General features: G+C 45.7%; 7 protein-coding genes. 1 reads left to right on the forward strand and 6 read right to left on the reverse strand.

Translation table 11 applies throughout. The annotated features are described in order from the left end of the window. Nucleotides 1–1,391: PKD domain-containing protein (locus tag VN429_RS03375; protein WP_325629793.1), on the forward strand; the 1,391-nt coding region annotated here is incomplete at its 5' end. A gap of 54 nt (nt 1,392–1,445) precedes the next feature. Here the strand turns inward: VN429_RS03375 and comE are convergent. Genes comE through VN429_RS03405 form a run of 6 tightly spaced genes read right to left on the reverse strand, consistent with a single transcriptional unit; the run spans nt 1,446 to nt 7,212 of the window. After that, nucleotides 1,446–2,552 (reverse strand): sulfopyruvate decarboxylase subunit beta, encoded by a 1,107-nt coding sequence (gene comE, locus VN429_RS03380; protein WP_325629795.1) that lies wholly within the window; start codon nt 2,550–2,552, stop codon nt 1,446–1,448. Beyond that, nucleotides 2,545–3,819, reverse strand: a complete 1,275-nt coding sequence (locus VN429_RS03385; protein ID WP_325629798.1) for a cysteate synthase — start codon at nt 3,817–3,819, stop codon at nt 2,545–2,547. The genes comE and VN429_RS03385 overlap by 8 nt, the downstream gene beginning before the upstream one ends. After that, nucleotides 3,816–5,042 (reverse strand): methanogenesis marker 16 metalloprotein, encoded by a 1,227-nt coding sequence (locus VN429_RS03390; RefSeq protein ID WP_325629800.1) that lies wholly within the window; start codon nt 5,040–5,042, stop codon nt 3,816–3,818. Before VN429_RS03390 ends, VN429_RS03385 begins: the two co-directional genes overlap by 4 nt. Continuing rightward, entirely contained in the window at nt 5,042–5,773 is a 732-nt protein-coding gene (locus VN429_RS03395; protein WP_325629802.1) for a (Fe-S)-binding protein, read from the reverse strand. The genes VN429_RS03390 and VN429_RS03395 overlap by 1 nt, the downstream gene beginning before the upstream one ends. Beyond that, a complete protein-coding gene (locus tag VN429_RS03400; RefSeq protein WP_325629804.1) occupies nt 5,739–6,443 on the reverse strand; it encodes a GTP-binding protein in 705 nt (234 codons plus the stop codon). The genes VN429_RS03395 and VN429_RS03400 overlap by 35 nt, the downstream gene beginning before the upstream one ends. A 1-nt stretch (nt 6,444) precedes the next feature. Next, complete coding sequence (locus VN429_RS03405) at nt 6,445–7,212, reverse strand: ATP-binding cassette domain-containing protein (RefSeq protein ID WP_325629807.1); 768 nt, start codon at nt 7,210–7,212, stop codon at nt 6,445–6,447. Nucleotides 7,213–7,214: the final 2 nt, after the last annotated feature.

Raw genomic sequence — 7,214 nt, forward strand, 5'->3', positions numbered from 1 at the left:
AAATAATTCACAAAATACTACACTCGTATCTTCTATGGATGGTGGTTCAGATGAACACGTATTGTAATCGGGGAGTATTGTTTATGATCATATTTGTTGTTCTGATCAGTATCGGAGGAGAAGTTACTGCAATACATGCTCAATTTGTGATGAAACCTGTCCAGGGACAGGTGCCGCTGACGGTGTTTTTCACTGACACCACTCAAGGAAACCCTATAGACTGGCGGTGGAATTTTGGCGATGGCTCTACTGGAGAAGGTAAGCAGATCATGCATACCTATCTTCAGCCCGGAGTGTACACAGTTTCAATGGCCGTTTCTGATGAGTCAGGTACTGACACCAGTACACTTCCGGACTCCATCCGGGTGCTTACAAATCCCTTCTTCTCACCCTTACCTACGATTTCAGGGATGAAGCCATCCTTTATGGCGGACTTTACGGTTAACAAACGGTCGGGAACTGCTCCGGTACAGGTCCAGTTTACTGATCTTTCAGTAGGAGATCCTACGGCATGGTACTGGGATTTTGGTGATGGGAATTCTGCTTCAGAACAAAGCCCGATCCATATCTATTCAAAGCCTGGAACATACCCAGTATCTCTTTCTATCAGCAAAGAGGGAAGTACAAGTTCAAAAGAAGAGAAGAACTTCATCACTATTGATGAGGGAAAGGCAACAGCATCCATGAATACAGGTGCTACCGGTCAGACACGGGAAGCAGCACTATCACCTTCTGTTTCTTCGACACCGACTCCTGATAATGTGCCTCATACAGAATCACCATCTGGTGTGCATTCATCCATGACTGATATATCGTCATCACATGATTCCCTGGGTGGTGAGAAGTATTCACTCCTGAACAGACCATTAATCGATTTTTATAATCAGACTCAAGCATTACTCATTGAATCTCATCCTGGTGAAACATCAGATCTTCTTACCATCAGTACGAACCCTACCTCAGTAAAGGCAGGAGAATCGTTCAGCTCAACCGTTTCAGGAAAACCCGGAGAGGATGTTTATATTTGGGTTGTCATACCTGAAACAGTAGCAGTATTAGATAAACCGGTGATTCCGTTTCTTGTAAGTAACCAGACTGACATCATGAGGGATTACCCGTCCGGACCGTATAAGATAGGAACTTATGTTCCTTCTGGTGGGAGAGATGAGATTGATGAGATCTCACTAAAATCTCTTATTCCTGCTGACCCGGTCTATCATGGGACCGCGTCATATGGATTGATACGACTTAATCAGACCGGGAAGGCCTTAGCAATGTGGGAGACCACCGGAGTTATTCCCGGCAAATATTTCATCAGGACAGAGTCAAAAGATTCTCATACAAATTCATCCAGTGTCAGGAGTGCAGCATCTTCCATAGTAGTAACCTGAGCCTCTTCACTCTGGACCACCTTTCATTTGGATTCTCAGAAAAAATATTCAGAATTATCCTGCTGAAAACCGGTCCCTGATCTCGTGAGGAGTGAAAGAGATATTGGGAGCAGAACTATTCCCTGGTTCTATGACGACATGAATAAACCTGGGTCTTTGAGTCTGATGATTCCATGCACTCGTGAGTTCATCTGCTGAATGTACCTTTTGGGTATGAGTAAAACCACTAGCCCGGGCAACAAGTTCTAAATCAATCGTCTGATATGCAGGAGAACACTGGTCACCGGTGCTACCATATACTCCATTGTCCAGGCATATGATAGTCAGGTTATCAGGTTTTGTTGCAGATACCACTGGAAGAATGGCAGTTCCCAGCAGACTTCCATCACCATCAAGAACAACAACCTTGTCTTTGGTTGCCAGTGCTACTCCAAGTCCAATCGGTGATGCCTGAGTGTACGATCCAAGCATGTAGAAATTTCTATCCCGGTCCCTGGCTGCATGAAGTTCTTTTGAAGGAACCCCGATATTTGAGATTACATATTCATCATTGAGCAGAGATGCAATAACCCTGATTGCATCAGCCCTTTTCATCTCTGGTTTTCTGAATTTACCAGAATATGTAAGGCTCGTCTCTCTCTCCCGTGACTTGAATTCACATCGTTTTGCAGGAGCTTGCCCTTCCCAAACCTGTGGCGATATCAGGGCAACATGGGGTCGGTGGTTAATGAATGCATCTGTGATTACTTCTTGAATTTTGGGAATATCCGCAGGAGTGAGAACCGGGGTAAAAGCAATATTGTAGAGAGTTAAAAGTTCAGGAATTTTTTCATTGAATGGTATCTGAGCTGCTATCTTTTCCTGGAAATATCCTCGCCAGCTGGCTAAAATAGGCAGAGGCAATCCATATAACGCCGGGAGTGTCATGAGGGCATTGAGTGAGTTTCCAAGTCCCGAACTCTGCATCTGCAGAACACTGCGAGAGTTCATGAGAGAAATCCCGGAGCAGATTCCTACACCGTCTTCTTCCCGTGAGATAGTAACGTACCTGAATTCATCTTCAAGGATCATACAGAGATCCTTTGTCCTGTCACAGGGAAGTGAAACTACAAATTCTATCCCCTCGTTGTGCAGCAGTTCAGCTACCTGCTCTTCATACATACCTGCTCACCCATTCTCTAACTGAATTCATCAATTCTTCATTGTTTGTATTCTGATCAACTTCAAAATCCGGTGTGTGTATATGAATTGAAAGTTCTCTATGGATTCTTTCATATCCCCCTCCGGTTATTGCAAGCAGAATCTTTTCGTCTGGCTTGATTACTCCGGATTTTACTGCTTTTATAAGTCCACCCACACAGACCGCTGCAGCTGGGTCAAGGTCAATTCCTTCAGTCTTTCTGAACAGATCACCTGCTTTGATGGCTTCATCAGTTGTCGCAGTTGTCATCATTCCATTTGTTGCCATCAGAGCATCGTACACTCCACCTGATATCCCGTATGGAGGTGCCCGGTTGGTAAGCACATCGGCATGAACTTTTGGGATGGCTTCTTTAGGATTTATCATGTCATCATGAATGAGATCACGTCTTCCATCCTGAAATGCATGAACCATGGGAGTAAAAGGATCATTTTGTATCAAAAGTAAACGGGGAAGGTCTGGTCCAAATCTTCCATCTGCGACAAGTCTCCTAGATGCTTCCCATGCTGCTATCCCTCCGGTTCCACTACCAACAGCCTGAATGTACCAGTCAGGAAGATGCTTGATGGCCATTGTTCCTTCAAGCATCATGGTCCCCATTCCATCCCGGCGTGCAATATTTTTTGCTCCTCCCTCTGGATAAATCCCGGGAAGGGAACAGAGATTGTTCCCGAGATTGATAGCATCGGTATAGTCGCCATCTATGGTGACAAGGAGCAGATGGTCTGCCGGGGTACTTGTCCAGATTCGTTCCCTGGCTTTTGCTGGTACAACTATAATTACAGGCTTTCCAATTTTTGATGAAACTTCAGCAAAAGCCCGGCCGGTATTTCCTGCTGATGCAACCAGGATCACTCCTTTCGCCCGCTCAGCCAGTCGTACCATCGTGGGAAGTGCTTCAAATTCTTTGAATGACCCACTCGTAACATAAGCCTCACGTTCAGGCCAGAAACCGGCAAATGCTATCCAGAGGTTATTTAATCCAAGTTCATTTGCAAGACCTGAACTCTGATAACAGATGGGAGCTGATTTTGTGGCAAGATGTCCTTTCACCGGGAGCCAGTCAGAATATCTAAACATTCCTGGAAGATCCCGGACTGTCAGTTGTTGTGCTGAGTATTTTGCTATGATGAGAGCATTACATCCAGACGGGCAGGCCAACTGGTATGCATCATCAAACCTGGTACCACATTTTGGACAGACCAGATGATAGGAGTCTGAATTCATATCTGCAACTCCCCTTTCAGGATCATCTCTTTTGTTTTTTGGCAGAGTTTTTCTCCTCTTCGCCGGTCTGATTGTCTGAGCACGATTGGAATGTCTCCTTCAGGTAAATTGAGAGTTCCCAAATTCCCTGAATACGCAGTACCTTTGCAGAGATGTACACAGGTACCGCAGGTGAAGCAACGTGAATAATCGATCTCACCTGTACCAGTAATCGCTTGAACCGGGCAGATATTGTGAATCAGGCAGGGATCGCAGTTAATGCAGTTGTTAGGATGATACGTGAATTCTACCGCTGTTCCGGTCCAGACCCTGTCATATGAACTGCATGATACCTGCTGCCTGTTTGCGATATCCATCACAGGCATCGGGATGTCTGCGTCCCGTATCATGAGGGAATTAATTACTTGTTCATCAACGAGTGGGATGGCTGTTCCAATGCTGGTCAGACATTCCGGTCCTGCTGAAGTGAGAAATCCGCCACAAAAATCAGGATCCATGGAGATCATTTCTCCATGGACCGCGATATTTGGACGGGCTCCGCTGGTCCGTGTTCCCTGACCTATGATGAATCCTGCTCCTCCATTAACCAGAATTTGTGTTCCTGGAGTGAGAAAACGGAGTGTTGGGTCATTTTCAATCGGATTTATTTCTCCACAACCTGAAACCGTTGCCTCCCTGCTCTCTCCTTCAAGAGGAAGTGCCGAGAAAATCGTGTGTTCAGGTTTATCTGATCTGTTGATAATGGCGGTATAATTTTTAAATGCACTCCGGGTCGTGAAAAGGCGGGCATGAGGCAGATCATGTCCGCATACGTGTGCTTGAAAATCTTTTCCTCCGGCAGTTACATCAACGTGAATCTCATGATTTGCAATGATATCCCTAAACAGATGTCCGCCACCATATGATGAAGAAGCATGGGCAGTTCCATAAACAATGAGGTCAACAAGTCCGAGCCGTTCATTCGGACATGGCCCAGGTATGGCCGGAACCCCGTTCAGGGTCACTGTGTCTGCCCTGAGAAATGATCCTGGCGAGGCTACAGGAACCGAAAGGACTGCATAGGTACCTGACATAACACCGCAGGTTCCGCAGGTAACCACATCAACTTCTTTTATAAGTTCATCCGGTCCCCTGTCAGAGATCTGTTTCTTGAATTCACTGGCAGTAAGAACGATAGCACTCTTATTTCTGATCCGCTCACAGATCTCTTCCAGTCTGGTCATTATATCCTGATATCCTCAACCCTGACATGGAGGCCATTTTTCGTGACCATGATCATATTTACAACTCCGGTATGTCCGATATTCATCATACAGAATCCGGGAAGAAATCTCATCCGTTTTCCAAAGACAGGTTCATTCAATGATGGAACAGCAATTCCTTCAAATCCTATCATGTGATATGCTTCCAGATCTTTAACCTCACGTCCCCGGGAAAAGGAAGGCCCGACTACGTGGCCAGTTATAAGGCCTGATACTTTGCTTGCAGAAATTACCTGCACGACATGCTGGACCGGACAACCTGCTCCCATCGGTCTTCCGGTTATGATATCACCGGGCTTGATGTCCCACCGTTCAACCATGTCAGGTCTGAACGGGAGCAGAAATTTTCGTGCGGATAATTCTCCAGGGAGTGGAATGAGAATGAAGTCCAGCGGATTTCCTAGAATGTCCTGATCAGGTATATGATCCAGATTTCTGGCAGGAGGTATATTTCCAGCATATTGCTCATGGGATCTGGCTTCTGATTCAGCATTATAAAAAGGACAATCTGTAACTATCCCATTTCCTGTAGAAACCTCATTCATAAACGCTATACATGAATCGTGTCCACACGCCCCACAATCCCGTCCTGGCGGAGTCCAGTTTGAAATAATTGTGGTATTCTGATGATCAGCATGATCCGTGCATCCGGTCAGGTTACTCACCTCTGAAGAGGTAATCGGCCTCGTCAAGTTTTCTGATAACACCAAAATGATTCTGCCAGCCGATAGATGTTTTTCCGATACAGACGGTACAGACCCCAAGTGGCGGAATCCCTCTAAGTGTGATAGCCTTGGAATCAGTAATTTCCGGACCTTCACTTATCGCTCTGATCAGGAACCGAAGACCGGTTCCCTGAATGGCATTTGTCTCAACGATTTCTATACCTTGGCTGATGGACTTGATCTTCTCTCTGAATACCTCTTTTTCTGCCTGGGTTACGAGATCTATCCTTGTTACAACAGCGATATCAGCAAGGGCAATCATCGGTGCCATCTTGACAGGTGAATGAATGCCTGATATTGCCGAAAGGACTACGATGCCAAGTGACTGGGTTGTATATGGTGTGCATCTGAGACAGAGGCCCGCACTTTCAACGATAAGAAAATCAGTTTTCTGATCAGAGGCCCAGGAGATTGCATCATCCATCACCATGATTCCAGCATGATCAGGGCAAAGATCACCGGAGTATACTTTTTTTGTTGGAATACTAAACTCGGCTGCGAGTTCTTCATCTTCAGTAGCCACTACCACATCAATCTTCAGGTACGAGAACCGGTGATCAGGCATTGACCTGATGATCTGTTTGATTACAGCGGTCTTTCCTGTCGATGGGGGGCCGGCAACTATTATTAACCGCATTTCAGGCCGGTACCGCTTTTGTAATAAGTTCGCCAGCCCTGATCATCTCTCGTACGCGGGCGATGGCAGCATCGTATGCAAGCATTTGTTTGAGTGCGGACTGCTCTGAACCATTCGGTGTAAGAACTTTTACAACTGCACCATCCTGCATAACAATCCGCCTGTCTGAGAGGAGAGAAACCAGTGGATCATGTGTTACAAAGAGGAGAGCTTTGTGATATCTGCGTAACGCCTCAATTACCCGATCTTTGAATATTCCTGCGTTTTCAACCTCATCCAGCAGAATAATCGGGGTATTTGAAATGAGGATGGCATCAGCCACCATCAGTGAACGGGTCTGCCCCCCAGATAACTGGGTCATTCTGACATTCCTGCGTATTGGTTCTCCGGTGAACTGATTTGCCAGAGAAATTGTTGTATCAACAAGATCGTGTCCCTGATAACCCCGTGACTTGGTATGCATCAGGAGAAAATCCTCTACTGACAGATCACAGAGACAGCGGGTATTCTGAGTGATCATGGCAACAGGTTTTCTTGCAGGATCTCTGACAAAATATTCCGGAGGTATTGATCCGTTTATCAGGATTTTTCTACCCGTAACAGTGTCCCGGTTAGCGAATATTTCGATATCATTGATGAGAGCACTTTTTCCAGAACCAGTTGGACCGACAATGGATATAGTATCTCCTGGCTTTATACGGATCTCATCAAATCCTTCAGGAACACCACTTCTGTTCCTTCCGGAAAGGATAGTGATCTCATGAATAATAT

Source organism: Methanospirillum sp. (assembly GCF_035560735.1).
In the GTDB taxonomy this organism is placed as follows: domain Archaea; phylum Halobacteriota; class Methanomicrobia; order Methanomicrobiales; family Methanospirillaceae; genus Methanospirillum.